Origin of the sequence: uncultured Pseudoxanthomonas sp. (genome assembly GCF_947498795.1) — a bacterium.
GTDB lineage: Bacteria > Pseudomonadota > Gammaproteobacteria > Xanthomonadales > Xanthomonadaceae > Pseudoxanthomonas_A.
The window spans coordinates 111,179-136,487 of record NZ_CANMLQ010000005.1 but is presented as its reverse complement, the minus strand read 5'-3'; the positions used below and the strand labels follow the sequence as shown (position 1 = coordinate 136,487).

Annotated in this window: 31 protein-coding genes; 19 read left to right on the top strand and 12 right to left on the bottom strand. The window is 68.3% G+C overall.

Translation table 11 applies throughout. The features are described 5' to 3' along the window. Nucleotides 1-12: 12 nt before the first annotated feature. Both Q0907_RS13315 and Q0907_RS13310 read left to right on the top strand, forming a co-directional pair. On the top strand, nucleotides 13-459 hold the full coding sequence (locus Q0907_RS13315) for a cytochrome c oxidase assembly factor Coa1 family protein (protein ID WP_299345555.1): 447 nt from the start codon (nucleotides 13-15) through the stop codon (nucleotides 457-459). A 29-nt stretch (nucleotides 460-488) separates the two neighbouring features. Beyond that, nucleotides 489-1,364 (top strand): transglutaminase-like domain-containing protein, encoded by an 876-nt coding sequence (locus Q0907_RS13310; protein WP_299345553.1) that lies wholly within the window; start codon nucleotides 489-491, stop codon nucleotides 1,362-1,364. Here the strand turns inward: Q0907_RS13310 and Q0907_RS13305 are convergent. Continuing rightward, nucleotides 1,280-1,771 (bottom strand): hypothetical protein, encoded by a 492-nt coding sequence (locus Q0907_RS13305; protein WP_299345550.1) that lies wholly within the window; start codon nucleotides 1,769-1,771, stop codon nucleotides 1,280-1,282. The two genes, Q0907_RS13310 and Q0907_RS13305, sit on opposite strands and share 85 nt — an antisense overlap. Before the next feature lie 10 nt (nucleotides 1,772-1,781). Beyond that, nucleotides 1,782-2,243 carry a hypothetical protein gene (locus tag Q0907_RS13300; RefSeq protein WP_296278905.1) on the bottom strand — a complete coding sequence of 154 codons (462 nt, stop codon included), beginning with the start codon at nucleotides 2,241-2,243 and terminating at the stop codon, nucleotides 1,782-1,784. Nucleotides 2,244-2,374: 131 nt separating this feature from the next. On the opposite strand from Q0907_RS13300, the gene Q0907_RS13295 reads away from it, so the two are divergent. The 4 genes from Q0907_RS13295 to Q0907_RS13280 all read left to right on the top strand — a co-directional run bounded on the left by Q0907_RS13295 (nucleotide 2,375) and on the right by Q0907_RS13280 (nucleotide 5,265). Then, nucleotides 2,375-3,394, top strand: a complete 1,020-nt coding sequence (locus Q0907_RS13295) for a pteridine-dependent deoxygenase (RefSeq protein ID WP_343229818.1) — start codon at nucleotides 2,375-2,377, stop codon at nucleotides 3,392-3,394. Between the two features lie 72 nt (nucleotides 3,395-3,466). Then, on the top strand, nucleotides 3,467-3,715 hold the full coding sequence (locus tag Q0907_RS13290) for a hypothetical protein (protein ID WP_299345547.1): 249 nt from the start codon (nucleotides 3,467-3,469) through the stop codon (nucleotides 3,713-3,715). A 97-nt stretch (nucleotides 3,716-3,812) separates the two neighbouring features. After that, nucleotides 3,813-4,802 carry a porphobilinogen synthase gene (hemB, locus tag Q0907_RS13285; RefSeq protein ID WP_299345544.1) on the top strand — a complete coding sequence of 330 codons (990 nt, stop codon included), beginning with the start codon at nucleotides 3,813-3,815 and terminating at the stop codon, nucleotides 4,800-4,802. Between the two features lies 1 nt (nucleotide 4,803). Continuing rightward, nucleotides 4,804-5,265, top strand: coding sequence for a GNAT family N-acetyltransferase (locus Q0907_RS13280; protein ID WP_299345541.1), 462 nt, complete (start codon nucleotides 4,804-4,806; stop codon nucleotides 5,263-5,265). A gap of 46 nt (nucleotides 5,266-5,311) precedes the next feature. On the opposite strand, the gene Q0907_RS13275 is transcribed toward Q0907_RS13280, so the two are convergent. Continuing rightward, nucleotides 5,312-6,058, bottom strand: a complete 747-nt coding sequence (locus Q0907_RS13275; RefSeq protein ID WP_299345539.1) for an outer membrane beta-barrel protein — start codon at nucleotides 6,056-6,058, stop codon at nucleotides 5,312-5,314. 309 nt (nucleotides 6,059-6,367) lie between these two features. Between Q0907_RS13275 and aroE the strand changes: the two genes are divergently transcribed. From aroE to Q0907_RS13250, 5 genes are all read left to right on the top strand, one after another. Beyond that, a complete protein-coding gene (gene aroE / locus Q0907_RS13270) occupies nucleotides 6,368-7,216 on the top strand; it encodes a shikimate dehydrogenase (protein WP_299345536.1) in 849 nt (282 codons plus the stop codon). Beyond that, the gene (locus Q0907_RS13265) at nucleotides 7,213-7,839 is read left to right on the top strand and encodes a hypothetical protein (protein ID WP_299345533.1); all 627 of its coding nucleotides are present in this window, start codon (nucleotides 7,213-7,215) and stop codon (nucleotides 7,837-7,839) included. The genes aroE and Q0907_RS13265 overlap by 4 nt, the downstream gene beginning before the upstream one ends. A gap of 99 nt (nucleotides 7,840-7,938) precedes the next feature. Next, nucleotides 7,939-8,094, top strand: coding sequence for a hypothetical protein (locus Q0907_RS13260; RefSeq protein ID WP_299345530.1), 156 nt, complete (start codon nucleotides 7,939-7,941; stop codon nucleotides 8,092-8,094). 66 nt (nucleotides 8,095-8,160) lie between these two features. Next, nucleotides 8,161-8,511 carry a hypothetical protein gene (locus tag Q0907_RS13255; protein ID WP_299345528.1) on the top strand — a complete coding sequence of 117 codons (351 nt, stop codon included), beginning with the start codon at nucleotides 8,161-8,163 and terminating at the stop codon, nucleotides 8,509-8,511. Between the two features lie 79 nt (nucleotides 8,512-8,590). Further along, nucleotides 8,591-9,364, top strand: a complete 774-nt coding sequence (locus tag Q0907_RS13250; protein WP_299345525.1) for a ThuA domain-containing protein — start codon at nucleotides 8,591-8,593, stop codon at nucleotides 9,362-9,364. Nucleotides 9,365-9,377: 13 nt separating this feature from the next. On the opposite strand, the gene Q0907_RS13245 is transcribed toward Q0907_RS13250, so the two are convergent. From Q0907_RS13245 to Q0907_RS13215, 7 genes are read right to left on the bottom strand one after another with little or no spacing between them, the layout of a single operon-like run. Then, nucleotides 9,378-10,400, bottom strand: coding sequence for a DUF4380 domain-containing protein (locus Q0907_RS13245; RefSeq protein ID WP_299345522.1), 1,023 nt, complete (start codon nucleotides 10,398-10,400; stop codon nucleotides 9,378-9,380). A gap of 7 nt (nucleotides 10,401-10,407) precedes the next feature. Then, nucleotides 10,408-11,706 carry a DUF58 domain-containing protein gene (locus tag Q0907_RS13240; RefSeq protein WP_299345520.1) on the bottom strand — a complete coding sequence of 433 codons (1,299 nt, stop codon included), beginning with the start codon at nucleotides 11,704-11,706 and terminating at the stop codon, nucleotides 10,408-10,410. Beyond that, nucleotides 11,703-12,662, bottom strand: coding sequence for a MoxR family ATPase (locus Q0907_RS13235; RefSeq protein ID WP_299345959.1), 960 nt, complete (start codon nucleotides 12,660-12,662; stop codon nucleotides 11,703-11,705). The genes Q0907_RS13240 and Q0907_RS13235 overlap by 4 nt, the downstream gene beginning before the upstream one ends. A 38-nt stretch (nucleotides 12,663-12,700) precedes the next feature. Then, nucleotides 12,701-13,900, bottom strand: a complete 1,200-nt coding sequence (locus tag Q0907_RS13230; protein WP_299345517.1) for a DUF4350 domain-containing protein — start codon at nucleotides 13,898-13,900, stop codon at nucleotides 12,701-12,703. Further along, nucleotides 13,897-15,462, bottom strand: a complete 1,566-nt coding sequence (locus tag Q0907_RS13225; RefSeq protein WP_299345514.1) for a DUF4129 domain-containing protein — start codon at nucleotides 15,460-15,462, stop codon at nucleotides 13,897-13,899. The genes Q0907_RS13230 and Q0907_RS13225 overlap by 4 nt, the downstream gene beginning before the upstream one ends. After that, nucleotides 15,452-16,450 carry a stage II sporulation protein M gene (locus tag Q0907_RS13220; protein WP_299345511.1) on the bottom strand — a complete coding sequence of 333 codons (999 nt, stop codon included), beginning with the start codon at nucleotides 16,448-16,450 and terminating at the stop codon, nucleotides 15,452-15,454. Before Q0907_RS13220 ends, Q0907_RS13225 begins: the two co-directional genes overlap by 11 nt. Then, nucleotides 16,447-17,127: an RDD family protein gene (locus Q0907_RS13215; RefSeq protein ID WP_296278891.1), complete on the bottom strand. Its 681-nt coding sequence runs from the start codon at nucleotides 17,125-17,127 to the stop codon at nucleotides 16,447-16,449. The genes Q0907_RS13220 and Q0907_RS13215 overlap by 4 nt, the downstream gene beginning before the upstream one ends. A gap of 168 nt (nucleotides 17,128-17,295) precedes the next feature. On the opposite strand from Q0907_RS13215, the gene Q0907_RS13210 reads away from it, so the two are divergent. Continuing rightward, nucleotides 17,296-17,562 (top strand): YkgJ family cysteine cluster protein, encoded by a 267-nt coding sequence (locus Q0907_RS13210; RefSeq protein ID WP_299345508.1) that lies wholly within the window; start codon nucleotides 17,296-17,298, stop codon nucleotides 17,560-17,562. A 13-nt stretch (nucleotides 17,563-17,575) separates the two neighbouring features. On the opposite strand, the gene Q0907_RS13205 is transcribed toward Q0907_RS13210, so the two are convergent. Next, nucleotides 17,576-17,953, bottom strand: coding sequence for a VOC family protein (locus tag Q0907_RS13205; protein ID WP_299345505.1), 378 nt, complete (start codon nucleotides 17,951-17,953; stop codon nucleotides 17,576-17,578). Between the two features lie 38 nt (nucleotides 17,954-17,991). Beyond that, on the bottom strand, nucleotides 17,992-18,540 hold the full coding sequence (locus Q0907_RS13200) for a gamma carbonic anhydrase family protein (protein WP_299345957.1): 549 nt from the start codon (nucleotides 18,538-18,540) through the stop codon (nucleotides 17,992-17,994). Nucleotides 18,541-18,667: 127 nt separating this feature from the next. Here Q0907_RS13200 and Q0907_RS13195 point away from each other — a divergent pair, with 127 nt between their 5' ends. The 7 genes from Q0907_RS13195 to Q0907_RS13165 all read left to right on the top strand — a co-directional run bounded on the left by Q0907_RS13195 (nucleotide 18,668) and on the right by Q0907_RS13165 (nucleotide 25,161). Continuing rightward, entirely contained in the window at nucleotides 18,668-20,101 is a 1,434-nt protein-coding gene (locus Q0907_RS13195; RefSeq protein ID WP_299345954.1) for a coniferyl aldehyde dehydrogenase, read from the top strand. A gap of 6 nt (nucleotides 20,102-20,107) precedes the next feature. Next, nucleotides 20,108-20,599: a hypothetical protein gene (locus Q0907_RS13190; protein ID WP_299345503.1), complete on the top strand. Its 492-nt coding sequence runs from the start codon at nucleotides 20,108-20,110 to the stop codon at nucleotides 20,597-20,599. Between the two features lie 83 nt (nucleotides 20,600-20,682). After that, nucleotides 20,683-22,242, top strand: a complete 1,560-nt coding sequence (locus Q0907_RS13185; RefSeq protein ID WP_299345501.1) for an MFS transporter — start codon at nucleotides 20,683-20,685, stop codon at nucleotides 22,240-22,242. A 212-nt stretch (nucleotides 22,243-22,454) separates the two neighbouring features. Next, the gene (locus tag Q0907_RS13180; protein ID WP_299345498.1) at nucleotides 22,455-23,729 is read left to right on the top strand and encodes a site-specific integrase; all 1,275 of its coding nucleotides are present in this window, start codon (nucleotides 22,455-22,457) and stop codon (nucleotides 23,727-23,729) included. An 18-nt stretch (nucleotides 23,730-23,747) separates the two neighbouring features. Beyond that, nucleotides 23,748-24,338, top strand: a complete 591-nt coding sequence (locus Q0907_RS13175; RefSeq protein WP_299345495.1) for a hypothetical protein — start codon at nucleotides 23,748-23,750, stop codon at nucleotides 24,336-24,338. A 96-nt stretch (nucleotides 24,339-24,434) separates the two neighbouring features. Continuing rightward, on the top strand, nucleotides 24,435-24,671 hold the full coding sequence (locus tag Q0907_RS13170) for an AlpA family phage regulatory protein (protein ID WP_299345493.1): 237 nt from the start codon (nucleotides 24,435-24,437) through the stop codon (nucleotides 24,669-24,671). A 1-nt stretch (nucleotide 24,672) separates the two neighbouring features. Then, entirely contained in the window at nucleotides 24,673-25,161 is a 489-nt protein-coding gene (locus Q0907_RS13165; RefSeq protein WP_299345490.1) for a hypothetical protein, read from the top strand. Nucleotides 25,162-25,309 lie beyond the last annotated feature (148 nt).

Below are 25,309 nucleotides of genomic sequence, written 5' to 3'. Positions count from 1 at the left end.
AGGAGCATCGCAATGTCGACGCCTGTCCCCGCTCAATCCGGCTGGTGGCAACGCAATTGGAAATGGTGCGTTCCGGTATTGGCGACAACGCTGCTTGCATTGTTCGTTGCCTGCGTCATCGGCTTTGTGGCTCTCGTTTTCGGCATCCTCAGGTCCACCCCGCCTTACCCTCAGGCAGTCGCACGCGCACAGGCGGATCCATCGGTAATCGCCGCACTCGGCGAACCGATCGGCACGGGTTGGTTCGTACAAGGAAAAACCAGTACCAGCGGCGCGAGTGGTGAGGCCGAACTCGCGATCCCTTTGGTGGGCTCACGCGCCGAGGGCACGCTTTACGTCATCGCAAAGAAGAGTGCGGGCGAATGGCGCTACGAGACGCTGGCCGTCAACGTGGACGGTGGCGAGCGGATCGTGCTGGAGGGCGACGAAGCCGACACCGCGCCCGCGCCCGCGCCTTGAAGAACGTGTCAAAAGCGGTCGGCGGGAGCATGCGATATCGCATCGTGCTTGCACTGCTGGCCTGGACGCTGCCTGCCATCGTCCACGCGCAGGAAGCCCGACCGTCGGATGCACGCGAAGGTACGCGTGCCTGGCTGCAACCGCTGCTCGTCCACTCGCCCTACAAGCTGTCGAGCGCCGCACGGCACGGCGTCATCGAGTATCGATTGCGCGTCGATGGCATGCCGTGGTCTTGGCCGAGCACGCACGAACAAAAGGTGGCCGCCGCGAGCGGCACCATGTTGTTGCGCATCTGCCGGGATTGCGGGGAAGAATCTCCACCCGACGCGGACGCGTTGGACCGATACAGCCGAGGCAATGCGTATGTGAACAGCGAGAGCGCCTCCGTCAGAGCGTTCGCGAGAACCCATTCGCGCGGCCGAAGCACTCACCTGCGCATGCGGTCACTCGCGAACGCAGTTCGTGAGCACATGACCGGGCGCATATCCTTTGGCGAGTACATGAGCGCCAGCGAGGCGCTGGCCGCACGGTCCGGGGATTGCACCGAAAGTGCGGTGCTGTTGGCAGCCGCCGCGCGTGCACTTGGGATTCCCGCCCGGGTGGTCTCCGGCATCGCGTATTCCAGCCGATTCACCGGACAGGCACACGTCTTCAGTCCGCACATGTGGGTACAGGCGTGGGATGGCCAGCGATGGACCAGCTACGACGCCGGCTTGGGCGAATTCGATGCCGGCCACATCGCGCTCCATGTGGGCGATGGTGACCCCGCCGGCATGCCGCCTTTGCTGGAAGGCATCCGCAAACTGCGCATCCTGGATGCTTACGCGCCGGTGTCTTCGGAGGGTGCGGGCGCGGCGGGCCGCGTCGTCCCTTCGGCGCGCGCTTCGAACGAACCTTCCACGTGACGCTGCGGCAGGTCCGGCAGGCCCGAGTCATCGATCCACTCGGCGTTGCCGGGTTCGCTGATACCGCCCACCATCACGAGCATCAGTAGCGGATTGGCCTCGTCGGGCGCATCCGCAACGGTGGCGACCGTGTCGCCCTGCCCTTGCTCGGCATCCGGCGATCCGGCCACTGCAGGTGCGGCAGCAAGCAGCGCGGCGACCGCAAGCCCGGCCAGCGCGGGGCGCGGGAGACGGTAGGACACGCAGACCGGACCGGCTGCCTGCTTCATCCATGCGGCTCGCTGAGCCTCATCCATGTCATCCAGGCGCTGGACCGACTTGCCGCACTGACCGCAGAAACCCGCGATGCAGCGCTGCTGTTCGTCCGGTAACGGGCAGGCGCTCTCGATCTTGGGGAACCTCGCCACGGTCGTCCCCTCAGCGCTTCGCCGCCGGCTCCGGCACCACGATCGACGCATCCACCGGCGTCCCCGGCGGCACGTAGATCGCGACGCCCGCGGCCTGCTTCTGCGTGGTGGGGATGCCCATGCTGACGCCGCCGCCGGAGTGGCGGCCGTAACTGCCGGCGCCCACCGACATGCCGACCGGCGAGCCACTCGAGCCCACGCCGATCAGCACCACGCCGTTGGCGCCGAGGGCGGCGGCTTCGCGCTTGAGGCGCGCCACGGCGGCGTCGGTCTGGCCCTGGGTACCGAAACCGACCGCGCTCTTCGATTCCAGCTGCGCGATCTCCAGTGCGCCGGCCGGTGCCGTGCGGTAAACCTGGACCTGCGACGGATCGATGGCGGGGCGTGCCTGCCCCAGCATGACCTTGGAACTGCTGGCGCACCCGGCGGCCAGCAGCATGGCGAACACGACGGGGATGGTGCGGAACGTCATGACGGCTTCTCCCTGGGAACCCCGGCGATCTTCCGCCGCATGCCCTGAATGTTGGCACAGCCTGCGCCTGCCCGGCGTGACGGGATGGGCGGGTTATCATTTCGCCCCGACATGCCCCTGTTTCCCGCACGATGAGCTCCGCTCCCGACCGTCCCTCCGCGCCACAGCGGTTGGCCGTCGACTACATCCACGCGCCGACACCCCATGCATTGCTGGGCCTGCAGGAAACGCTCGCCGTGTTCGGTTTCGGCGCCCTGGCGCCGGTGACGTCGGCCATCGACGATCCCCGTTACCTGCGCGTGCCGCTGTCGCCGCTGCGCGAAGCCGCCGCGCCCTTCGAGGTGTGGCGCGCGGCCGGACCCGTGGCCACGGGCCGGGACGGGGCGGTGCGCTACAGCCACGATGGCACCCTGATGTTCGGCGCAGTGGAGTGGGAAGAGCCTGCGGGCGGCATCCTGCAGGCCAGCGCCCATGCCTATGCGGCGATGGCGGCGTTCTGGCGCCAGAGCGGCTATCCGCACCTGCTGCGCATCTGGAACTACTTCGACGCCATCACCGACGGCGACGGCGATGCCGAGCGCTACCGGCAGTTCTGCGTCGGCCGCGTGCAGGGCCTGGGCGAGGTCGACACGCGCGTGCTGCCAGCGGCGACCGCGATCGGCAGCCGCGATGGCCGGCGCGTCCTGCAGGTCTACTGGCTGGCGGCGCGCGAGCCCGGCCTGCCGCTGGAAAATCCCCGGCAGGTCAGCGCGTATCGCTATCCGCGGGAATACGGCCCGCAATCGCCGACCTTCGCGCGTGCGCTGCTGCCACCGTCGCCGCGCGTGCCTCTGCTGCTGTCGGGTACGGCCAGCATCGTCGGCCACGCCTCGCAGCATGCCGATTCGCTGCGCGCGCAACTGGATGAAACCCTGACCAACCTCGACAGCCTGCTCGGTGCGGCGCGCGAGCATGCGCCGTCACTGCCGGCGCACATGGATGCGAGTTCGCGGCTGAAGGTCTACGTGAGCGATGCCGGCGACGCCGAGGCGGTGGCCGCCCAGCTGGAAGCTCGCCTAGGCACGCGCGTGCCGTGGCTGATGCTGCATGCCGACGTCTGCCGGCGGGAACTGCTGGTCGAGATCGAAGGCATGCATGGCGTGACGGGTTGAAGCCGTCGTTGCCCGTCCGCATAGTGGGTCCATGAGGCGCCACGTCGCGCGCCGTGTCGGGGAGCATGTGCGATGGGACTGATCAGCCTGCTGTGGGGCATCGTGGCGATGATCCTGATGATCCTCGCCCTCATTCCGCTGCTGGGGGCCGCGAACTGGCTGGTGATCCCCTTCGCCGCCGTCGGCGCGATCATCGCGGCGGTCGGCATCCTGTTCACGCGGACCGGGAATCGCGGCCGCGCCAAGGCCGGGCTGGTGCTGAACGGCATCGTCATCGTCGTCGGCATCATCCGCCTATCGCTGGGCGGCGGCGTCATCTGAGGCCCTCGCGGACGCAGCGTTCCGCACTGCGACCGCCTGTCGCAGGCCCGCCCGCAGGACACCGGCGTATCATTCGCCGCTCTGCCAGGAGCCCGTGATGGCCTACCCCTATACCCGCCCGCGCCGCATGCGCCGCGACGAGTTCTCGCGCCGCCTGATGCGCGAACACGTACTGACCACCAACGACCTGATCTATCCCGTGTTCGTGCACGAGGAGAAGGGCCGGGTGCCGGTGGCATCGATGCCGGGCGTCGAGCGGCTGTCCATCGACGAACTGTTGCGCGTGGGCGAAGAAGCGCTGGAACTGGGCGTGCCCGTGCTGGATCTGTTCGGCGTGCCGGACCCGGCGGCCAAGACCGCCGACGGCCGCATCGCCTGGGACGAGGACGGCATCATCCCGCGCGCGATCCGTGCGCTGAAGGCACGCTTCCCCGAACTCGGCGTGATGACAGACCAGGCACTGGACCCGTACACGACGCATGGCCAGGACGGACTGATCGACGACACCGGCTACATCCTCAACGACGAGACGATCGAGGCGCTGGTGAAGCAGTCCCTCGCGCATGCCGCCGCCGGCGTGGACATCCTCTCGCCCAGCGACATGATGGATGGCCGCATCGGCGCGATCCGCGAGGCGCTGGAGAAGGCCGGCTTCATCAGCACCCGCATCATGTCGTACGCCGCCAAGTACGCCAGTGCGTTCTACGGCCCGTTCCGCAGCGCGGTGGGCAGCGCCGGCAACCTGGGCAAGGGCAACAAGTTCACCTACCAGATGGACCCGGCCAACTCGAACGAAGCGCTGCACGAGATCGCGCTGGACCTGGACGAAGGCGCGGACATGGTGATGGTCAAGCCGGGCCTGCCGTACCTGGACGTGATCCGCCGGGTGAAGGACGAGTTCGGCGTACCGACGTTCGCGTACCAGGTCAGCGGCGAGTACGCGATGATCAAGGCCGCCGCCGCGAATGGCTGGCTGGACGAGAAGGCCTGTGCACTGGAAGCACTGACCGCATTCAAGCGCGCGGGCGCGGACGGCGTGCTGACCTACTTCGCGCTGGATGCGGCGCGCTGGCTGCGGGCCAGCTGACATGATCTCTGTCATCATCCGCGATGCGCGGCATGACGATGCTGCCGAACTGGCACGCCTGTGCACGCTGCTCGCTTATCCGGTCGACGTCGCTGCCATGGCGAAGCGACTGGACAGCCTGCTGGCGTCGCCGACACATGCCGTGAGGGTCGCTGCATCGCCGGACAACGACCGTCGCCTGCACGGCATGGTGGCGGCGGAGTGGCGCCTGATGATCGAGTTCGGCATGCGCGCAGAAATCACGGCGCTGATCGTGGACACGCGGGTGAGGCGTTCAGGACTGGCGCGACGGCTGGTGGACGCGGCCTGCGAGTGGATACGACGTCAGGGCGGCAAGGATGTCTTCGTCCGCTCGAACATCCTGCGCCCGGAGTCGCATGCGTTTTATCCGTCCGCTGGCTTCGCGCTTGCCAAGACGCAGCATGTCTACGTGCGGGAGCTGGAGACATCCGTCGGGGCATAAAAAAACGGGAGCCTGCCGGCTCCCGTTTCTGTTTTCTGTTTCCGGATCAGAACCGCGCTTCGACGCCCAACGTCACCGTGTCGGCGCGGTTGAAGTCGCAGTCGTAGGTGTAGTCCTCGTCGCAGTCGCTGTCGTAGTACTCGTCCGCGTAGACGAACGCGGTGTAGCCCAGCGTCAGGTTGAGGTGGCGGTTGATGTCCACGCCCACCGCCAAGCCGGCATAGCCGCCATCGGTGGAGAAGTCACCGCCGCCCGGAACGTCCTGTTCCGCATCGAAATAGCCGCCCCGGACCATCATGAACCACGGGCTGTCGCCGAAGCTCATGCGGGCGTTGGCGCCCAGCGCCTTGTACGTGGCCTTCGGGTAGCGCCAACTGCCGTCGGTGGTTTCGTCCAGGCGGCCCGCCGACAGCTCGACGCCTACCTGGGTCCAAGGACCGGCCTGCCAGCGGTAGCCCGCGCTCATCGCCAGCGCATCCTGCTCGACATCCTCGTAGATCCATCCCTGGCCCGCCTGGGCGCCGATGAAGAACCCGCCGTTGTCCCGCTCCTCGCGGACAGGCGCGGGTGCGGCGTACGGTGCGGGCGCGGCATGGGCAGGCGCCGGAGGCGGTGCTGCGGGCGCCACGGGCGTGGCAGGCGCCGGGGTGGTCGGCGTCACGGGCTGGGCGGGTGCAGGCGGCGGCGTTTCCTTTTTCCGGAACGCGTCGTAGGCCGGCGAGATCGATTGCGCTTGCGCGTGCAGGGCGAAGGCCGCCAGCGCGAGCGGCAGGCAGCGGAGCAGAGGCTTCATGAGGTTTTCCCTTTCGGTGGTGGTGGAATCCCCGCGTCCTTGCGGTACCGGCGGGGCGGATCGGTGAATCGTGAGCATCGTTGCCGGAAGCTTGCGCGCGGACTGCGCGTTCCGTCGTCGGTCGACGCACGGCCCGCAGTGACAGCGTTTCGATGGGAGGCGACCGGTACTCCCCGTCCGGCCTGCCGTCGCCTCGATCCCTGGCGCGCCCTCTTCGGCGGCGGCACAGTGCGGCGCACCGTCGCGCCTGTCAAGCCGACGCGGGCGCGCGTAGACTGCGGACAACGACTGCAGACGGGGATCCGCACCATGACCAGCCAGCGCTACGCCGTCTTCGGCCATCCCGTCGCCCACTCGCTGTCGCCGCGCATCCACGCCGCATTCGCGCAGCAGGTCGGCATCGCGCTGGACTACACCGCCATCGACACCGCACCGCACGATTTCGTCGCGACGCTCGACCGGTTCGCGGGCGACCGCGGCATGGGTGCGAACGTCACCCTGCCATTGAAGGAAGCCGCTTTCGCGATCTGCGCGCAGACCAGCGATCGCGCGCGGCGCGCCGGTGCGGTGAACACGCTGACCCACCACGACGGCCAATGGCACGGCGACAACACCGACGGCGCCGGCCTGGTGCGCGACCTGACCGGCCGCCACGGACTGGACCTGCGCGCGCGGCGCGCGCTGCTGCTCGGCGCCGGTGGTGCGGCGCGCGGCGTCGCGCCCGCCTTGCTGGATGCCGGCATCAGCGAACTGATCATCGTCAACCGCACCGCGGAACGGGCCGATGCCCTGGCCGATGCACTGGGCGAACCGGATCGCGCGCACTCCCGTTACTGGAACGACCTGCGCGACCTCGGCGACTTCTCGCTGATCGTCAATGCGACCTCCGCCGCGCGCCAGGACCAGGGTGCGTTCTCCCTGCCGTTCACCCTGGCCACCCCGCGCACGCTGGCGGTCGACCTCAACTATGGCGAGGCCGCGATCCCGTTCCTTGCCTGGGCCCGCGCGGCCGGTTGCCACGATGCGGTGGACGGGCTCGGCATGCTGGTGGAGCAGGCGGCCGAAGCATTCGAGCACTGGCACGGCGTACGCCCGGAGACCGATGCGGTCTATGCCGCGCTGCGCGACAAAGACAAGGTGCTGGTGACGGCGGATTGAAGGCTGGCCTGCTACGCGGACTCGCATGCGGAGGGCTGTTCGCGCTCTCGTTCGCTGCGTCGGCGGACGACGGCGCCTCCACCCTCGCTCCCCCACTGAGCGCGTGGGTCGAGATTCCCGTTCCGCCGGAGGCATCGCACGAAGATCGTCTTGTCTGGGAGTACGCGGGCAACTATTCGCCCGTGTCCTGGCGGGTGGACCAGCGCGACGACGCCATTGTCGCCATCCGCCTGTCCCACTCCAGCCCGGCGGCCGGCCGGCCCTCGTTCCTGCCTTCGCCCGGCCAGTACGATGACGGCGTCATCGTCCAGCGTGTCGACGATGGTTGGCTGGTGGCCTTCAACAACGGGGAGTTCGGCGCCGTGCTGTACTGGCACAGCGTCGATGGGGCGACGCGTTATCCCGTGTCCTCCGACCATGTCGTGGCGTTCTTCGAATGGAAGGACCGATGGCATGCCATCGAAGGCCTTGCGCACCTGGGATCGTCGCGAGGCACTGTGGTCGCGCTCGACAAGTCCTTGGACAGGTGGCAGGCCACGACGCTCATGCACCTGCCCGGTGCTCCCCTGACCGTCTCCGTCACCGAACGCGACGACCTGCTGATCGCCCTGCACGACGCGTAGGTGCGTGTCGACGCAACGTCCGGCCTGCATATGGTTCTGCCAAAGGCACCCTGGCGCTTTTTCCACCCCCGTTCTTCGGCCTGAGACGAGCGCGCGGGCGTGCTGTACATCGGCATGCGGCAGTACGTGGCGCGTTACGAACCGGCGACCTCGACACTGACGATGCTGGCGCCTTCGCCCTCGGCCATCCACCACCTCACGCCCGACGAAGAACGTCGCATCCGCCGCCAGGCACGACAGACGACAGACGAATGAACCCGGCAGGGTGAAGCCGTACCTGGCTTTGCTATACATTGGACGTCCATCGGCACGGAGACATGCATGGACGGATTCCTCACCCAGTTGCTGACGATGCTCGGCTACCAGTTGCCCGACCTGCTGGCCTGCGTGGCCGGTACCGCAATGCTGGCGATGTGGGCGCCACCGGCACCCGGTCGCAAACTGGCGCTGGCCGGCATCTCGCTGATGCTGCTCACCACCGTGCTGCGCGGCGCGATGAGCGTGTGGCAGGCCTGGGTGATCAACCACGCGACAGACGGCTATGCATCGGTGAGCGGCATGATGGGTCTGTTCAGCGCCCTCGGCATGCTGATCGGCCTCGTCTCCGCCGTCGGCCTGGTCATGCTGGCCTGGGGTGCCTGCAAGGCGATGCAGGCCACGCACGCGGCGTAGGCGATATCCGCATAGGCGGCACCGCAAACGGAATAGCGCCGCGATGCTGCACGCTTCCTTGTCGGGCTAGCATGGCGGCATGAAACGCTTCCTGTTGTCGGTGCTCGTGTGCCTTGCCTGCTTCGCCGTGCCGGCGTTCGCACAGGGCGCTTTCAAGGTACTGGTCGTCGCCATCCCCAACCGTTATCACCATGACTACGCCGTGGTCGCCAAGCCGCAGTTCGAACGCATGGCGCAGGTGCACGGCTTCGACCTGACCTGGTCGTGGAACAGCACGCCGTTCGACGGCGACCTCTCGCCGTATGCGGCCGTGGTGCTCCTCAACACGCCGGGCGATGAACTGAAAGGGGCACAGCGCGGCACGCTCGAGGCCTACGTCCGCGCCGGGGGCGGCGTGATGGCGGTGCATCGCGCACTGATCTTCAATCCGCCCGGCGAGTGGCCCTGGTTCGAGAAACTGATCGGCCGCTCGTTCCGGGTCCACCCGATGGTGCAGACGGCGACGGTGCGCGTGGACGATCCCTCGTTCCCGGCGACATTCAACCTGCCGTCGCGCTGGATCTGGACGGACGAGTGGTACGAATTCCATGACCCGCTCATGCCCGGCCTGCGGACGGTGTTGAGCGTGGACGAGTCCACCTACGACCCGACCCGCATCTGGCCCGGGCAGGTGGCGCGGGGCATGGGCAAGGATCATCCCGTCGCCTGGTACCACGCTTACGACGGTGGCCGCGTCTTCGTCACGGCACTCGGACACACGCCGGCGCTGTACGACGATCCCGCCTATCTGGCGCATCTTTACGGCGGTCTGTGGTGGACCGCGACGGGCAGGGGCATCGACGACCGGCACTGACGCGCGCCAGGCCTCACTCGGCGACGGCGCAAAGGTCCAGGCGTTGGCACAGGAACGCGACCTGCGCGTCCTGCGTCTCCGGCCCTTCGTAGGGCAGGACGGTCCAGCGCTCGCGCGCCTGCATCGCCGCGCCCGGGGCGAGCGTGCGGAACGGCGCGTGCATTTCCATTTCCAGCAGTCCGGCGCGGAGGTCGCGGGCGTGGTCGAGATAGAGCTCGACCTGGCCATGGTCGGGATGGATGGCCTCGCGCCGTTGCAGGTCGAAACGGATCACGAACGCCTGGCCCTGCGCGAAGCCGGCCATCCAGCCCGCCGACGGCTGCAGCAATACCTTGCCGCGACGCATCGCCGTGCCCGGTGGCGGCGGCAGGAACGCGAACACGCCCGCGTCGATCCGCCAGGCGGGCACGGCGTCCGCTGCGCCCTCCACCCGCACGTCGCGCGCATCGGCGACCGGCACGTAGACGCGCGTCGCGGCGGACGTGCGCGTGTTGAACCACAGGTCACGGGCGAGAGGACGGTCGCGGATGTTGCGGGCGGTCGCCGTCACCACGACGGTGGCGGGATCCGCAGGATCGAACGCGAACGATTTCAGCAAGCGCACGCCGGTGACCGGGCTGTCGACGCCCTCGAGCACGAGCCGGTCCGGTGAGCGCGCGACCACCCGCGTCCGTGCGAATGCCAGGTAGGGATCCGGCGGCCAGACCGCTTTCTCGTCGCGCCGCGACGGATTCGCATCCTGGTCGGACCACCAGCCGCGCTGCGGACCCATCCAGACATCGTGGCCGAGATAGCCGATGTCGTCCGCATCCGCAGCCACCCGTGGCGTCGGTTGCGAGGCGACCGGCTCGCCGATCTTGATCAGGTTGCGGCGCCCGACGCGGCTCACGTGCAGGACGCGGCCGCCGAGCGATGGCGTGATCTCGACGACCACCGCATCCGATTGCAGCCGGATGCGTTCGACGCCGGCCGCGTCTTCGCCTGCGCCGGACAGGCCGGTTGCCCCCAGCAGCAGACACGCAGCGAGCGCCCGCATGCCCACGCTACAGCACCCCGTCCCGCTTGACGGCCAGATAGCGTTCCACCAGCGCCGCGGGGAGTTCGTCGGCGGTGACGTCCAGCACCATGACGCGATGGCTGCGAAGCGCCTCGTGCGCGGCCGTGCGCTGCTCGAGGTATCGCGCGACCGCGCCGGCATGGATCGCGCCCTGCAGATCGCGCACATCGTCGTCCAGCGCCTCGTCCAGCGACGTTTCGCGCAGGCTGGCCACGCAGACCAGGTGCCGCTTCTGCAGCAGGCGCACCGCGGCGAGCAGGTCGTCGATATCCTCGTCGCGGACATTGGTGACCAGCATCACCAAGGCACGGCGACGCTGCCGCAGGCTCAGTTCGGTGGCGGCGGCCAGGTAATCGGTGGCCACGGGGCGCGGTTGCAGGTCGTAGCTGGCGCGCAGCAGCGTATCGATGGCGGCCATGCCGCGTTGCGACGCGACCCAGCGGCTGTCGCCGCCGGCGGCGAACAGCCCCACGCCATCGCCCTGGCGCAACGCCAGGTAGGACACGACGAGCGACGCATTGAGCACGTGGTCGAAATGGCCCAGTTCGTCCTCGCGCGCCATCATCCGGCGGCCGGTGTCGATCAGCATGACCAGCTGCTGGTTCTTCTCGTCCTGGTACTCGCGCGAGATCAGCTTGCGCGAGCGCGCGGTGGCCTTCCAGTCGACCTGGCGCAGGCTGTCGCCGACGCGGTACTCGCGCATCTGGTGGAAGTCGGTGCCTTCGCCACGGCGCCGCTTGAGGTGCGCGCCCACCAGGCGGGAGGCCTGCTCCGCGCTGAAGAGTGCGAAACGCGTCAGCGGTGCGAAGTTCGGATACACGCGTACCCGCTGCGGCATGCCGGCGACCCGCGATTGCCGCCACAACGCCAGCCGGGAATGCAGGCGCAGCTGCACGCCGTCGAAGTGGGCATCGCCGCGCGCGGCAGGACGCAGGCGATAGGTGATGCGGGTCGCCGACATGGGCGCCAGTGCCAGCCGGCGCGGCAGGCCTGTCGATGCCCAGCCGCCCGGATGCAGGTCGAACACATCCAGCCGCTGGCGCACCCGCGACTCGAAGCCCAGCGCGACATCGCGCTCGATGCCCAGCGGCAGCGCATCGGGAATCTCGCGCGTGGCCTCGGGCGTGGGACGGGCGCGCAGCCCCCAGGCATCGAGCGCGGCGAGCACCAGCACCGCCGCGCCGGCCAGCTGCCACTGCCACAACGGCCAGCCGAGGAAAGGCACGGCCAGGCCGGCCAGTCCCCAGCCTGCGATCAGGGCGATGAGCAGCGGCGCCGGCCTCATTTGCGGGGCGCGTCCACCTTCGCCAGCAGCGCGCGCAGCGCGTCGTCCGGCGACTGTCCTTCGATCTGCAGTTCGGGCGCGAGGGTGATGCGGTGGCGCAATGCGGGGCGCGCGATGTCGCGCACGTCGTCGGGCGTGACGAAGTCGCGTCCCTGCAGCACGGCCTGCGCACGCGCCGCGCGTACCAGGGCGATGCTGCCGCGCGGCCCCGCGCCGAGCGAAATGCCCGGCCATTTGCGGGTGGCGGCGACGATGCGCACGGCGTAGTCGATGACTTCCGGATCCACACGGATCGCAGCGGTCTCCCGCTGCATCGCAGCGATGTCGGCCGCACCGACGACGCGCTTCACCTGCGAAAGATCGAAGTCGGCGGCGGTGCGGCCCGTGGTGATGGCATCGACCATGCGCTTCTCGTCTTCCAGCGCCGGATAGTCGATCAGCACCTTCAGCAGGAAGCGGTCCAGCTGCGCTTCCGGCAGCGGATACGTGCCTTCCTGCTCCACCGGGTTCTGCGTGGCCAGCGCGATGAACGGTGGCGACAGCGCGAACGACGTGCCTTCGATCGTGACCTGCCCTTCCTGCATCACTTCCAGCAGGGCGGACTGGGTCTTGGCCGGCGCGCGGTTGATCTCGTCGGCCAGCAGGATGTTGGTGAACACCGGACCGCGGCGGATCTGGAAGCTCTCCGTCTTCGGGTCGTAGACGGCATGGCCGCTGACGTCGCTGGGCATCAGGTCGGGCGTGAACTGCACGCGCGCGTAGGTCAACTCCAGCGCCTGCGACAGCGCACGCACCAGCAGCGTCTTGCCGAGGCCGGGCACGCCTTCGATCAGCACGTGGCCGCCGGCAAGCAGCGCGATCAGGATCTGGTCCAGCACGTCGGACTGTCCGATGAAGGCCTTGGACACTTCCTCGCGCACCGCCTCGACGCGCTCGGACAGGGCGTTGCGCGGCATCGGCGGAAGCGCGGGCGGCGCGGCGGCGGTCTCGTCGTTCATAGGCGGTTTCTCAGTTGGATCAACAGGGCGATGCGGTCGCGGAAAGCCTGCCGGTCGTGCGAGGCAGGGACGTTGAGGGCGGTGCGGACACGGTCGGCGGGCTGGCCGGTACGTTCGGCGATGGCCGCGACCTGCGGGTCGCCGGTGAGCGCGGCGGCGACCGGATCGCGCCGGCGCAGGCGCGCCAGGAACGCCTGCCGGACGGCGGAATAGAGCATCACGCCTCGACCGTAGCGATAGAGATGTTCGCCGCTGGCGCGGACATGTTCGAGCAACGAGCGTCGCTCGCCGGCTGGCGACGGCACCGGTGGACCGAAGCGCTGCATGCGCATCCACAGCCAGGCCAGCAGGGCGAGCAGCAACGGCGCCCACACCATCCAGCCCTGCAGGTAGAGGGTGCGCCACAACGATGGCATTTCCGCCGCGTAGACCAGGTGCATCGTGCCCTGGCCATAGTTGGGCGCCAGCACCTGCCGCGCCAGCGCGCGGTGCGGACCGTCGCGCAGGCCGCCGGACGGCGCGACATCCGGCGTGTCCTGCAGGAAGCCGCGCGCGGCGGTGTTGGCGAGGAAGTCGAAGTCGGCCAGCACGTCGACATGGCCCTTGCCCACCGCCAGGCGCGCATAGACGTAGCCGGCCTGCAGGTCACCCCAGGCCAGCTCGGGCACCACGTCGTCGAAGACGAAGCGGCGGCCGCGGCAGAACTCGACGTGGTGGCCTTCGCCCTCCACCTGGAGGTCTTCGCATCGGGGGCCCTCGTCCACCAGCCACGCCGACAGCAGGTCCAGCATCGCGGGCGGCGTCGCGTCCCGTCCGGACAGGTCTTCGCCCGGCGAATACAAGGGCGTGCGGATCAGCAGGTGGCCGCCTCCTTCCACCCACTCCAGCAGGCGTTCGGCCTCCGGCGGCGACAGCGCGCGCGGATCGTTGAACAGCAGCAGCGTGTCGCCGGGGGCGAGCGGGTTGTCGTCCAGCATCAGGCGCTGGCGCGCGTTGACCTTCACGCCGTCCGCTTCCAGGGTCTTCGCCAGCGCATACAGCGGGTTGTAGGCGGCCTCGCCGGAGGGCGGCAGGTGCAACGTCTTCTCGACCCGATGGAACGTGTGCCGGAACCACAGCACCAGCAGCACCGCCACGAGCAGCAGGACCATCAGGCCCGCGCCCACCCACCGGCCCTTGTGGCGTGCGGAGGTCATGTCGCCCACCCGTAGCGTTGCTGCAGTTCGCCCACCAGCGCGTCGAACTCGTCTTCGGCCGGCAGGCGTTCCGCGTAAGCGGCGTACTGCCACGTCCGCACCATGCGCGCGAAACTCTGCCGGTCTTCCGCCTGCGGCATGCGGCGCGAGGCACGCAGGCATTCGGCCTCGGTGGCCCCGGGCGGCAGCACGATGTCGGCGCGCTGGCTCATGCTGTCCACGCTGGCGCGGTAGAGCAGCGCAAGCGCGTGGCGCGGGCGACCTTCGCGCCACAGCCGGCGCGCGGCCGTGGCGATGTCGTGGGGCAGCGCCTCGGGCAGCACCAGCGCATCCGTCTGCGGTGCGTCGGGCGCGGCGACCGGGCCGCGCGCGATGCCGCGCATCCACGGCCACCAGTGGCGCACCGTCGCGAGCAGCACCGCCACCAGTACGCCCACGACCAGCCAGAGTCCCCACTCGCCGACGAAGGCCAGCACGTTGCCGATGCCGGCCAGCAACGCGTTGTCGCGATCGGGCGCTTCCTCGGGCGTTTCCTGCCCGGCGTTGCGGCGCTCCCAGTTGGACTGCACGAGCGTGCGGTCGAGGTCTGGATCGCGGTAGGCCTGGTCGGCCGCCTTGCGGAAGGCGCTGTCATCGACCCGCTGTTCGCCGAAGACCAGGGGCAGGGTGGGCGGCGTCGGCGCCGCGTCGGACGCCGTGGCCTCGGGCACGGGCGCTGCATCCGGCGCGCCATGGCGCTCCTGCGCATCGGCGACGCCGGCCGTGCCCATCCACAGCGCCGCGACCAGCACCAGCGGTGCGGCCGCCGCCAGGCGCGCGCGCAGCTTGCGGAACACGATCTCCAGGTCCCAGGCCTCGATCTGCGTGCGCCGGTTGAGGTACAGGCCGAAGCCGGCGCCTACGTAGAACGGTTCGACCACGCTGATCGCCGCCCAGGCCAGCGCGTTCCATGCGAGCTCGAGCCAGACGGGCCATTCGATGGCGGCCACGCGGAACGCCGCCTGCACGCTGTCCGGCAACAGGTCCTGCGGCAGGTACATGACCACGGCCATGGCCCCGCCCAGCATCAGCACCCCCTGGAACAGCAGGCAGATCCAGGTCAGCAGGATGCCGGTGCTGTACGCATCGCCGCCCAGCACGCGGCGACGCTGGCGCAGGCGTTCGCCCTGCACGCCCTCCAGCAGGTCGATCGGCATGTACAGCGAACGCACCGGACTGAAGCGGCGCCACGTGAGCAGGTGCGGTAGCATGCGCGTGCCCCAGCCCAGCTGCGCCCGCAGGGTCGCGCGCGTGCCGGGCACGCTGCCGAACACGGCGCGCGAGACCACGTACAGCGGAATGCGGTCGAACGCGGGCTTCAGCCACCACATCACCACCGCAGCCAGCCAGATACGGTCGATCCACCAGGCACCGAGGTTGAGCAGCGCGAACACCGGCAGGGTCAGCCACAGCCACGGCCTCCAGACCGCCCCGGCATGCCGCCGTACCAGCGCCATGCCCAGTTCGACGGCTTCCCAGTCCGAACGCGCGCGCAGACGGACCGTCAGGTCTTCAATCCTCATCGGCCACCCCGCGTCCGCCGAGGCCGAGCCACAGTGCGACCAGTGTCCACAGCACGCCGGACACGCTGTACTTCACGGCTGCGGGAATGGACTGCGTCGACGACCAGAACGCTTCGATGAAGGCCGCCACCAGCAGCATGAACGCCACCCCCAGGCACAGCCGCGCCCCTTTCCTCCCGGCGATCGCGAGCGCATCGATGCGGCGGTGCCGGCCGGGCGCCACCAGACCCAGGCCCAGGCGCAGGCCGGCGCCGCCGGCCAGGACGATCCCGGTCAGCTCGAACGGCGCGTGCCCGCAGACAAAACGCCACAACGGGTCGCCATAACCGATCTGCTGCAGGTGGCCGAACACCGTGCCGATGCCGACGCCGTTGACGACCAGCACGAACAGCGCGCCGACGCCGGCCAGCAACCCGCCCGCGAACGTGCGCAGGCCGATGCTGATGTTGTTCCAGATGTAGTGGCCGAACATCTGCCAGTCGGTGCCGCTTTCGCGGCCCAGGGCGTGGCTCGGGTCGGTGGGGTCGTACATGCGCTCGTACATCGCCACCTGTTCGGGCGACACGATGCTGTAGACCAGCTCGGGTCGCACCTGCAGCAGGACGAACATCAGCACCAGCGGGACCACGAACACCGCTGCCGCCACCCACATGCAGCCGGCCTCGCTGCGCACCAGCCGCGGGAAGTCCGCTAGCAGGAAGCGCACCGCACGCTGCCAGCGCGGCGGCGGCGTGCGGTACAGCACGCCGTGCCCCTGCTGCATCAGCCCCTGCAGGCGCTCCACGACCACCGGGCTGTAGCCGCGCCGGCGCGCCAGTGCGAGGTGCTGGCAGATGCGGCGGTAGCGGGCCGGGACGTCCTCGTCGGTCAGCTCGCCGTTGTTGCGCTCGCGACGTGCCTGGCGCGCGCTCTCGCCGCGCGCATGCAGCCAGTATTCGAAGGCCTGCCATTCGGCCTGGTGGCGGGCGACGAACTGTTCCTGCCTCATCGCCGCCCCAACAGCCAGTTGGCCATGCCATAGAGCCGCTGCACGCCGGCCTGTCCCTGCGCGGCGGTGATCGGTTGGGCGAGGTTGGCCAGTTCTTCCTGGCGCGAGGATGTCAGCTGGGGCGCACGTTCGCCGAACGCGACGATAGCGCCCTGTTCTTCGGGCAGCAGCTGCGCCGGGGGTACGAAGACCGTGTTGACCGGCGCCGGCGCGTGGCTGCGCTCGCGCCCGGCATGCACCACCAGCGTGCCCGCGACCATGTCGCCGAGACGGCGCGCATGCGGATCGACCAGGCTCGCGACCAGGCCCACCGCATAGCCGAACGGCAGCATGTCCACGGTGCGCAACAGGTTGCGGGTGATCGCCGCCAGCCAGCCGACCGGCGCGCCATCGGCCGCCACCACCCGCAGGCCCAGCGCCTTCTTCCCCGGCGTCTGCCCGCGCCACGCGGACTCCAGCACGATCGGATAGGCCCAGAACACCAGGAACACCACGATCAGGTACAGACCGTCTCCCACCTTGCCGAGCAGGGCGAGCAGCATGGCCATCACCATCACGATGCCGAGCCGGATCACCAGGTCGATCCCCCACGCCAGCGCGCGCGGCACCGGACCGGCCGCCGGAAGATGCAGGCCCACGCCCTCGGGGGTGACGACTTCGCGGTAGGTGTCCAGCATCACGCACTCACCACGGGCAACAGTCCCCTGGCGGCGTGGCGGCCGCGACCTGATCGATGTGGTGGAGCCTGCGTGTCCCGCTGTCCATGCGCTTTCCCCCTGCACGGCGACTTTAGCCGCGAACGCGGTGCTTGCCCAGCCGCGGCACGGCCTACACTGCGCGCCATCGTGGACACCGCCTTCCCTTGCCGTTCCGGCTGCGCCGCCTGCTGCACCGCGCCGTCGATCACTTCGCCGATCCCGGGCATGCCGCAGGGCAAGCCGGCGGGCGTGCCGTGCGTGCAACTGGACGACGCGCTGCGCTGCCGCCTGTTCGGCCAGCCCGAGCGACCCGCGTTCTGCGCCACGCTGAAACCCGGCCCCGACATGTGCGGGACCCGCCGCACCGAGGCGATGGCCCTGTTGGCGGCCCTGGAGCGCGCGACGGCGCCCTGAGGCCGCGCCGTGGTCACGCCACCTGCGTGGAGATCCACCAGGTAGTGCCGCCGGCATCGCGGAAGCCGCCACGGCGGTCGCCATCGCCTTTTTCCGCGGGCGCCTGTACCGGCTCGGCACCGGCGGCCAGCGCGCGCGACCAGGTGGCTTCCACGTCCGGCACATAGAGGTGCACGTGGCTGGCGATGGGCGGCCAGCCCTCCATGCCATCGGCGAGCATCAGTACCGTGTCGTCGATGCGGACTTCGGCATGGCCCAGGCGGTCGCCCACGGGATGCATGCGCAGCGGGTGCGCATCGAACACGGCGACGAGGAAGTCGATCGTGCGCTGCGCGCCATCGACGACGAGGTACGGGGCCACCGAGGTGTAGCCCTCCGGTTTCCAGGCCATGCGGTTCTCCCAGGGCGACGCGGACGCGCCGCCGGCCATCATGCCGCAGGCGCCGTCGCCTGCAGGTAACGGTCCTTCAGCTTCACGTAGTGCCCGGCGGAATAATGCAGGCTTTCGATTTCCCGGTCGGTGAGCGCACGGGCGAAACGGGCCGGATTGCCCAGCCACAGCTCGGCCTCGCCGACCACCTTGCCGGGGCCGAGGATCGCACCGGCGCCCAGGAAGCCGTACTTCTTCACGGTCGCACCGTCCAGGATGCACGCGCCCATGCCGATCAGGCACAGGTCCTCGATCGTGCACGCGTGGATGATGGTGCCGTGGCCGATGGTGACGTCGGCACCGATCAGCGTCGGATGGCCCGCCTTGTTGTACGGGCTGTGGTGGCTGACATGCACGATGGTGCCGTCCTGCACGTTGGTGCGCGCGCCGACCCGGATGTGATTGACGTCGCCGCGCAGGATGGTCCCGGGCCAGACGGACACGTCCTCGGCCAGTTCCACGTCGCCGATGACCGTGGCGGCCGGGTCGACGTAGACGCGCGGCCCGAGGACGGGAACGCGGTCAAGGTAGGGGCGCAGGGCGGTCAGATTCGGGTCCATGCCGGGATTGTAGTGCGCCGGCTCCGGAACGACGGCATACACTCGGCCGATGACCACCTTCCCGCATGCCGCCACCACTGCCGCGAATGCGGCCATCACCGCCGCCAACGCCGCGATCACGGCCGCCTCGGCGGACGCCGCGCCCGACGGCGATACGCCGCTCGACGACCTCGCGACGACGCTGCAACGGTTGCGCAGCGCATGGCAGCAGCGCAAGCCGGACCGTGCGCAGCGGCGCGACGACCTGCAGCGGCTACGCGATGCACTGAAGCGGCGGCTGCCGGAAATGGCGGACACGATCGCCGCCGACTTCGGCCATCGCTCACGGCATGAATCGCTGATCGCCGACGGCATGACCGTGCTCAACGAGATCGACCACCTCGCCTCGCACCTGCGCCGCTGGATGAAGCCGAAACGCGTCGGCGTGGGCTGGCGTTTCTGGCCCGCACGGGCGGAGATCCGTCAGGAACCCGTTGGCGTGGTGGGCGTGATTTCGCCTTGGAACTACCCGGTCAACCTGGCGCTGATCCCGCTGGCCACCGCCATCGCCGCCGGCAACCATGTCTACCTGAAACCCTCGGAGCACACGCCGCGCACCACCGCCTTCCTGCGTTCGCTGCTGGCGGAGGTGTTCCCGCCGGAGCGCGTCAGCGTCGCCGCCGGTGGTGCCGACGTGGCGGGCGCGTTCGCCGCGCTGCCGTTCGACCACCTGGTGTTCACCGGCTCCACCGCCGTGGGCCGCAAGGTGATGGCCGCCGCCGCGCCGAACCTGACGCCATTGACGCTGGAACTGGGCGGCAAGTCGCCGGCCATCGTCTGCGACGACTTTCCGGTGGACCAGGCCGCCGCGCGCCTGGCCACCGGCAAGTGGTTCAACGGCGGGCAGACCTGCATCGCGCCGGACTACGTGCTGCTGGTCGGCCGCGAGCGACGCGACGCGCTGGTGCAGGCGTTGCGTGAGCAGGTCGCCGCGCGCTACGGCGACCTGTCCGATGCCGGCGACTTCACCCGCATCATCAACGACGGCCAGTTCGCACGGCTGGACGGCTACCTGGACGATGCGCGCCAGCGTGGCCACGAGGTCATCCCGCTGGCACCGAAGCATGACCGCACGCAGCGCCTGTTCGCGCCCACGGTCGTGATCGAACCGGGCGACGACGCGAAGGTGATGCAGGACGAGATCTTCGGCCCCATCCTGCCGATCCGTACCGTCGGCTCGCTCGACGAGGCGCTGGCCTACGTCAACGCGCACGACCGGCCGCTCGCGCTGTATCCCTTCAGCCACGACCGTGCACGGGTGGAGAAGATCCTGGGCGCGACGCTGGCCGGCGGCGTCACCGTCAACGACACCGTGCTGCATTTCGGCATCAATGCACTGCCGTTCGGCGGCATCGGGCCCAGTGGCATGGGCGCGTACCACGGCCGCGCCGGCTTCGACGCGATGAGCAAGGCGCTGCCGGTGCTGTGGCAGCCGCGCCGCGCGGGCAGCGACCTGCTCAAGCCGCCTTATTCCAGGGTGGCGAAGTTCATCGACTTCATCATCCGCTAGTTCCGCATGCGCAAGCTCCGGCAAGCCAGCAACAGCCGTCGCGATCTCCGCGTGTACGGCATGCTGCTGGTCGGCGCCATGTTCGTTTACGCGGGCCTGGTCGTGGACCCTGCCAGCAACTGCGATGCGAGCGGACGCGAGTGCGCACCGTGGCTGGTGCCCATCGCGTTCGCGATGGGTGTCGTGCTGGCCGGATCGGCACTGGCAATGCTGGTGCATGCACGCCGCTGGGGCAGCCGGCTGGACATCGAAGCGCGCACGCTGTGGTGGTGGGACAACGCGGTGTCGCCGGGTGAACACGCGATCCCGCTGGACGACGTGGCGCGCATCCGCGTGCAGCGTCCGGAGGAAAGCGAGGACCGCGTCTTCCTGTACGGTCATGACGGAGAAAGCCTGCGCTTCCCATCGGAACGCGGCATTCCCTATGACGCCGCGCAGTGGGCACGGGACCTGGCCAGGCACTTTCCGCACATCACGGTGGACGTGGAAGGCGACTGACGCCGGCTGGCCGGCAGGCCGGCCCTGGTCGAGAATCGGCATGCCCGTTCGTCGAACGGGATGACACCCCCTGACGGACCGCCATGTCGACGACCGCCGTACCCGCCAAAGCCACCCGCCGCGAATGGATCGGGTTGGCCATCATCGCCCTGCCCTGCATGGTCTATGCGATGGACCTGACCGTGCTGAACCTTGCACTGCCGGCCATCAGCGCCGAACTGGACCCCAGCGCCAGCCAGTTGCTGTGGATAGTCGACGTGTACGGCTTCCTGGTCGCCGGCTTCCTGATCACGATGGGCACGCTGGGCGACCGGATCGGCCGTCGCAAGCTGCTGCTGATCGGCGCGGCGGCGTTCGCGGCGGCCTCGGTGATCGCCGCGTTCTCGCGCAGCGCGGAGATGCTGATCGCGATGCGCGCATTGCTAGGCGTGGCGGGCGCGACGCTGGCGCCGTCGACGATGTCGCTGATCCGCAACATGTTCCATGACGAACACGAGCGCCAGTTCGCCATCGGCGTGTGGATCGCGGCGTTCTCGGTCGGCGGCGCGATCGGCCCGCTGGTCGGCGGCCTGTTGCTGCAATGGTGGTGGTGGGGCGCGGCGTTCCTCGCCGCGGTGCCAGTGATGGTGCTGCTGTTGCTGCTGGGGCCGAAGCTGCTGCCCGAGTACCGCGACCCCGAGGCGGGCAAGCTGGATCCGGCCAGCATGGTCCAATCCCTGTTCGCCGTGCTGGCGGTGGTCTACGGATTGAAGCGCATCGCCGAGTACGGCATCGATCCGCGAGGCATCCTCGTGCTGGTGGCCGGCATGATCCTGGGCGTGCTGTTCGTCCGTCGGCAGAAGCATCTTGCGTATCCGTTCCTGGACGTGACGCTGTTCCAGCGCCCGGCCTTCTCCGCCGCCATCGTGGCGTACGCGCTGGCCGGCCTGTCGATGATGGGCGTGTACATCTTCATGACCCAGTACCTGCAGCTGGTGCTCGGCTTGACGCCACTGCAGGCCGGCATCGCGACCGTGCCGTGGTCTTTGTGCTTCACCGTCGGCTCGTTGCTCGCACCGCGGCTGGCACGCCACTGGGGTGCACGGCGGGTGATGGTGCGCGGGCTGCTGCTGGCCGCGGCGGGCTTCGGCATCACCGCACTGGTCATGCCACCGTACGGGTTGTGGATCCTGATCGCCGGCATGCTGGCGATGAGCCTGGGCATGGCACCGGTGTTCACCGTGGGCAATGAACTCATCATCACCACCGCGCCGCCGGAACGCGCGGGCGCCGCGTCCGCGCTGGCGGAGACGAGTGCCGAACTCAGCGGCGCGCTGGGCATCGCGATCCTTGGCAGCCTCGGCATGCTGACCTACCGTCTGTGGCTGGACCCCGCCTTGCCACCGACGCTGGCGGATGCGGACGCGACACGCGCGCTGTCGACGCTGGGTGGCGCGGTGACCGTCGCGCACGAAGTCGGCGGAACGGCAGGAACGGCCATCGCCGACACTGCACGCACCGCCTTCATCGACGCGATGCGCGCCATTGCCGTGTTCGGCATGACGATGATGTTGCTCGCCGCGTGGATGGCCGCTCGCCTGATGCGCGATGGCGAAGGCGCGGGACATGCCGCAACGACCGCCCACGTCCCGACGGACGCCTGACCCGCTTCCTCGCTTAGAATCCCGCCATGAAAATCGCCAGCTGCAATCTTTTTGAGCGTTTCAGGTCTTTTTTTGATGTTCGATAATTACCCATAGGTAATTGTTTTATCTGAACTTTTCATTTCACAACGTCCCATGTTGTTTTGTATCCTTGCGCCAAATTTGGGTAGCTAGGGAGGTAGCTAGGCGCCTAGCTACCCTCAAGGGGACGCATGGCGAAGACAACGCACCATCTCAACGACTTCCAGATCAAGCGCTGGATCGCCAAGGGCGAGCGCATTGCGAAATCAGATGGCGGCGGACTGACCTTCACCCTGTCCAAGGGTGGAACCGCTACGTGGGTTCTGCGCTACGCAATCGGCGGGCGCCGAAAGGAGCTCACCCTCGGGAACTACCCCGACCTTGGACTGGCCGCCGCACGCGAGAAGGCGCGTGCCCACCGCGTCGCCGTCGATGAAGGCCGTGACCCGGCCGCCGAGAAGCAGGAACAGAAAACACGCGCCATGGCGGCATGGACTATGCGTGAACTGGTGGACGACTACCGGACCAAGTGCCTGACGGAGTCAAGTCTGGCAGCGATCACGATCAAGTATCGGGGCTATGACCTCAAGGATGTGGTGCTCCCCCGCTTGGGCGCACGCGAGGTTCAGCGCATCACTACGACGGACGTCGTCTCGGTCCTGATCGATAGCAAGCGGACATGGACGATTACCCGGCGAGTCAAGACCACGCTTTCGCAACTGTTCGATCACGCCATCGCCCTGCGGATCATTCCGGCCAACCCCTGCACAGGGATCAAGATGAACGCCCTCAAGGGCGCCCGTCCCCCCGTGCGCAAGCGCGTGATGCTCTCCGAGACTGAGCTTCGAGCCTTGCTTCCCGGCATCGACATCATCGGCATGGAGAACGCACTGGCCTTCCGCATCCTGCTGGCTACCTGTGTCCGCACCTGTGAGCTGGTTAGGGCAAGGAAGACCGATATCGACCTCAAGCAAGGTGTGTGGTGGGTCCCCGACGAGAACGTGAAAACACGGACCGGCTTTCTGGTGCCGCTTACGCCTACGGTCGCTGGCTGGTTCCGCGAACTCATCGCACTCTCCGGCGATTCCGAGTTCCTGCTCCCGGCCCGGCAGGAGCGCCGCCGGCGCAACAAGGGTGGTGATATCCACGCCGCCGAGACGACTTTGTGGGCGGCGATTTGTCGCGCCTTCGACCGGCAGGACATCCAGATTCGCCGGTTCACACCCCATGACACCCGCTCCACCGCCAAGGGCCACATGCGAAACATGGGCGTGTCGCGGGAAATCTCCGAAGTGGCCCTGAACCACGTCCTTAAGGGCATGGACGCCATCTATGACGTTCGTGAGGAAATCCCCGAGCGCCGTGTGGCGCTCGAGAAGTGGGCGAATTTCATTGTCGCCTGCGAGAAGGGCGAACCCAGTCCTGCTCCGGCATCCAATGTCGTCCCCTTCCGTCCTGCCGCCTGACACAGAACTGCTTGAACCATGCCCACATCGCCCCGCCGCGTCACGTTGCCCCAGTTCCTGCTAGAGCAAGGGTGCCTTGACCCACGATCCGCAGCTCCCTATCTCGCCCAGATCGCCACCGACAAGCTTTCAGCCTCGATTCTCAAGCCTGCTGTCGTGTTGCCGCCAAACCCTACATTTGCACAAGTGTGTCAATACGGACTGCATCCAGAGTATGGGAATGAGAAAGAGATTCCTGCGCTTTCGATACCGAGCTTGCGGACCGAAATTCAGAAGGCGGCACGGGGGTTGCAGGCGGACTGGACGATGCTCGACGAAGTCGTGCTGAGCATTCCCGATAGCGGATCCGCCAGTGAAAGCACCGTAAAACCGCTCAAGCGCATCACGGCGGCGGCGGCGCATGAAGCTCGCATCCTCCGGACGCTTGAAGATCTGGGTGTGGCACCACTAGCCTTGCCTGAAGGCGAGCAAGGGAAGCGTGGGATCAAGTCAAGGGTGCGAGAGCACATTGGCGTAAAGACTCCGAAGAATCCCGATGGCCTGAGCGACGCCCAGTTTGATAAGGCTTGGAATGCCGCCTTGAAGAGCGGTGTCATCCGCACCGGCTGACGAAAACGGGCCCCTAGCTTGGGGGTCGGTAGCCGCTGTTTCGGGGGTGGGTGCCGCCGCTGAAATGACCTTCATCGTCCCAGCATGAAGGTCCACATGAAGCAAAGCGAAAACACCGTTGAACTGCCGACCGAGGGTTACGTCCGCTGGCCGACGGTCAAGCGCGTCACGGGCATCGGCTCGCGCACCACTGTCTGGCGCATGGAGAAGTCCGGCCGCTTCCCGCTCTCGATCCGCCTGACTGCCCGCATCACCGTCTGGAAGGTGCAGGAGCTCCGCGCGTGGCTGAGCAACCCCACCGAGTGGACGCCGGACCGCAAGGCGGGCAACTAACATGCCCCGCATCAGGCGCAAACACACCGGGCGCATGGAGAAAGGCACATTCACTGCCTTTCCCCACGCGCTGGAGCGTTCCCCGAACTGGCAAAAGTGCGGCGGCACTGCGATCAAGCTGCTGCACTTTCTGGCCGGCCAGTACAACGGCAGCAATAACGGCGACTTCTCGGCGGCGCTCTCACAGAAGCCGGCGGGCCTCAATTCCTCCTCGACGCTCGACCGCGCTCTGAACGAGCTGAAGCACTACGGCCTGATCGTGATGACGCGCCAAGGCGGGTTGAACAAGTGCAGTCTGTTCGCCGTCACGTGGCACGCCATCGACTACTGCGGCGGCAAGCTCGAGGTTGCCGCCACCAAGACCGCCCCAGCAACGTGGAAGGAGCCTCGCACCAAGTTCAAGTCCCCGCCCCAGAAAAAAAAGGCCACTCCGGAATCCGGCGGAAGTCGCTCCGGTTTCCGGCGCAGTGCCCTCCGGAAGGCCGCGTAGCCGCTCCGGAATCCGGATCTATCAGCTTCATTTCAGTCACTTCACCGCTCCGGAATCCGAACACCTTTATAGATCTACCAAGGGCTGTGGCGAGGGGCCGTATCGAAACCTCACCGCTGCCGCCAATAGGAAATCCCGCCGCACAATC

Bases quoted from the DNA above. Each gene is read 5' to 3' on its own strand.
- Q0907_RS13315 (WP_299345555.1), top strand. From the start codon at position 13: ATGTCGACGCCTGTCCCCGCTCAATCCGGCTGGTGGCAACGCAATTGG.
- Q0907_RS13310 (WP_299345553.1), top strand. From the start codon at position 489: ATGCGATATCGCATCGTGCTTGCACTGCTGGCCTGGACGCTGCCTGCC.
- Q0907_RS13300 (WP_296278905.1), bottom strand. From the start codon at position 2,243: ATGACGTTCCGCACCATCCCCGTCGTGTTCGCCATGCTGCTGGCCGCC.
- Q0907_RS13295 (WP_343229818.1), top strand. From the start codon at position 2,375: ATGAGCTCCGCTCCCGACCGTCCCTCCGCGCCACAGCGGTTGGCCGTC.
- Q0907_RS13290 (WP_299345547.1), top strand. From the start codon at position 3,467: ATGGGACTGATCAGCCTGCTGTGGGGCATCGTGGCGATGATCCTGATG.
- hemB (WP_299345544.1), top strand. From the start codon at position 3,813: ATGGCCTACCCCTATACCCGCCCGCGCCGCATGCGCCGCGACGAGTTC.
- Q0907_RS13280 (WP_299345541.1), top strand. From the start codon at position 4,804: ATGATCTCTGTCATCATCCGCGATGCGCGGCATGACGATGCTGCCGAA.
- Q0907_RS13275 (WP_299345539.1), bottom strand. From the start codon at position 6,058: ATGAAGCCTCTGCTCCGCTGCCTGCCGCTCGCGCTGGCGGCCTTCGCC.
- aroE (WP_299345536.1), top strand. From the start codon at position 6,368: ATGACCAGCCAGCGCTACGCCGTCTTCGGCCATCCCGTCGCCCACTCG.
- Q0907_RS13255 (WP_299345528.1), top strand. From the start codon at position 8,161: ATGGACGGATTCCTCACCCAGTTGCTGACGATGCTCGGCTACCAGTTG.
- Q0907_RS13250 (WP_299345525.1), top strand. From the start codon at position 8,591: ATGAAACGCTTCCTGTTGTCGGTGCTCGTGTGCCTTGCCTGCTTCGCC.
- Q0907_RS13245 (WP_299345522.1), bottom strand. From the start codon at position 10,400: ATGCGGGCGCTCGCTGCGTGTCTGCTGCTGGGGGCAACCGGCCTGTCC.
- Q0907_RS13240 (WP_299345520.1), bottom strand. From the start codon at position 11,706: ATGAGGCCGGCGCCGCTGCTCATCGCCCTGATCGCAGGCTGGGGACTG.
- Q0907_RS13235 (WP_299345959.1), bottom strand. From the start codon at position 12,662: ATGCCGCGCAACGCCCTGTCCGAGCGCGTCGAGGCGGTGCGCGAGGAA.
- Q0907_RS13230 (WP_299345517.1), bottom strand. From the start codon at position 13,900: ATGACCTCCGCACGCCACAAGGGCCGGTGGGTGGGCGCGGGCCTGATG.
- Q0907_RS13225 (WP_299345514.1), bottom strand. From the start codon at position 15,462: ATGAGGATTGAAGACCTGACGGTCCGTCTGCGCGCGCGTTCGGACTGG.
- Q0907_RS13220 (WP_299345511.1), bottom strand. From the start codon at position 16,450: ATGAGGCAGGAACAGTTCGTCGCCCGCCACCAGGCCGAATGGCAGGCC.
- Q0907_RS13215 (WP_296278891.1), bottom strand. From the start codon at position 17,127: ATGCTGGACACCTACCGCGAAGTCGTCACCCCCGAGGGCGTGGGCCTG.
- Q0907_RS13205 (WP_299345505.1), bottom strand. From the start codon at position 17,953: ATGGCCTGGAAACCGGAGGGCTACACCTCGGTGGCCCCGTACCTCGTC.
- Q0907_RS13190 (WP_299345503.1), top strand. From the start codon at position 20,108: ATGCGCAAGCTCCGGCAAGCCAGCAACAGCCGTCGCGATCTCCGCGTG.
- Q0907_RS13185 (WP_299345501.1), top strand. From the start codon at position 20,683: ATGTCGACGACCGCCGTACCCGCCAAAGCCACCCGCCGCGAATGGATC.
- Q0907_RS13180 (WP_299345498.1), top strand. From the start codon at position 22,455: ATGGCGAAGACAACGCACCATCTCAACGACTTCCAGATCAAGCGCTGG.
- Q0907_RS13175 (WP_299345495.1), top strand. From the start codon at position 23,748: ATGCCCACATCGCCCCGCCGCGTCACGTTGCCCCAGTTCCTGCTAGAG.
- Q0907_RS13170 (WP_299345493.1), top strand. From the start codon at position 24,435: ATGAAGCAAAGCGAAAACACCGTTGAACTGCCGACCGAGGGTTACGTC.
- Q0907_RS13165 (WP_299345490.1), top strand. From the start codon at position 24,673: ATGCCCCGCATCAGGCGCAAACACACCGGGCGCATGGAGAAAGGCACA.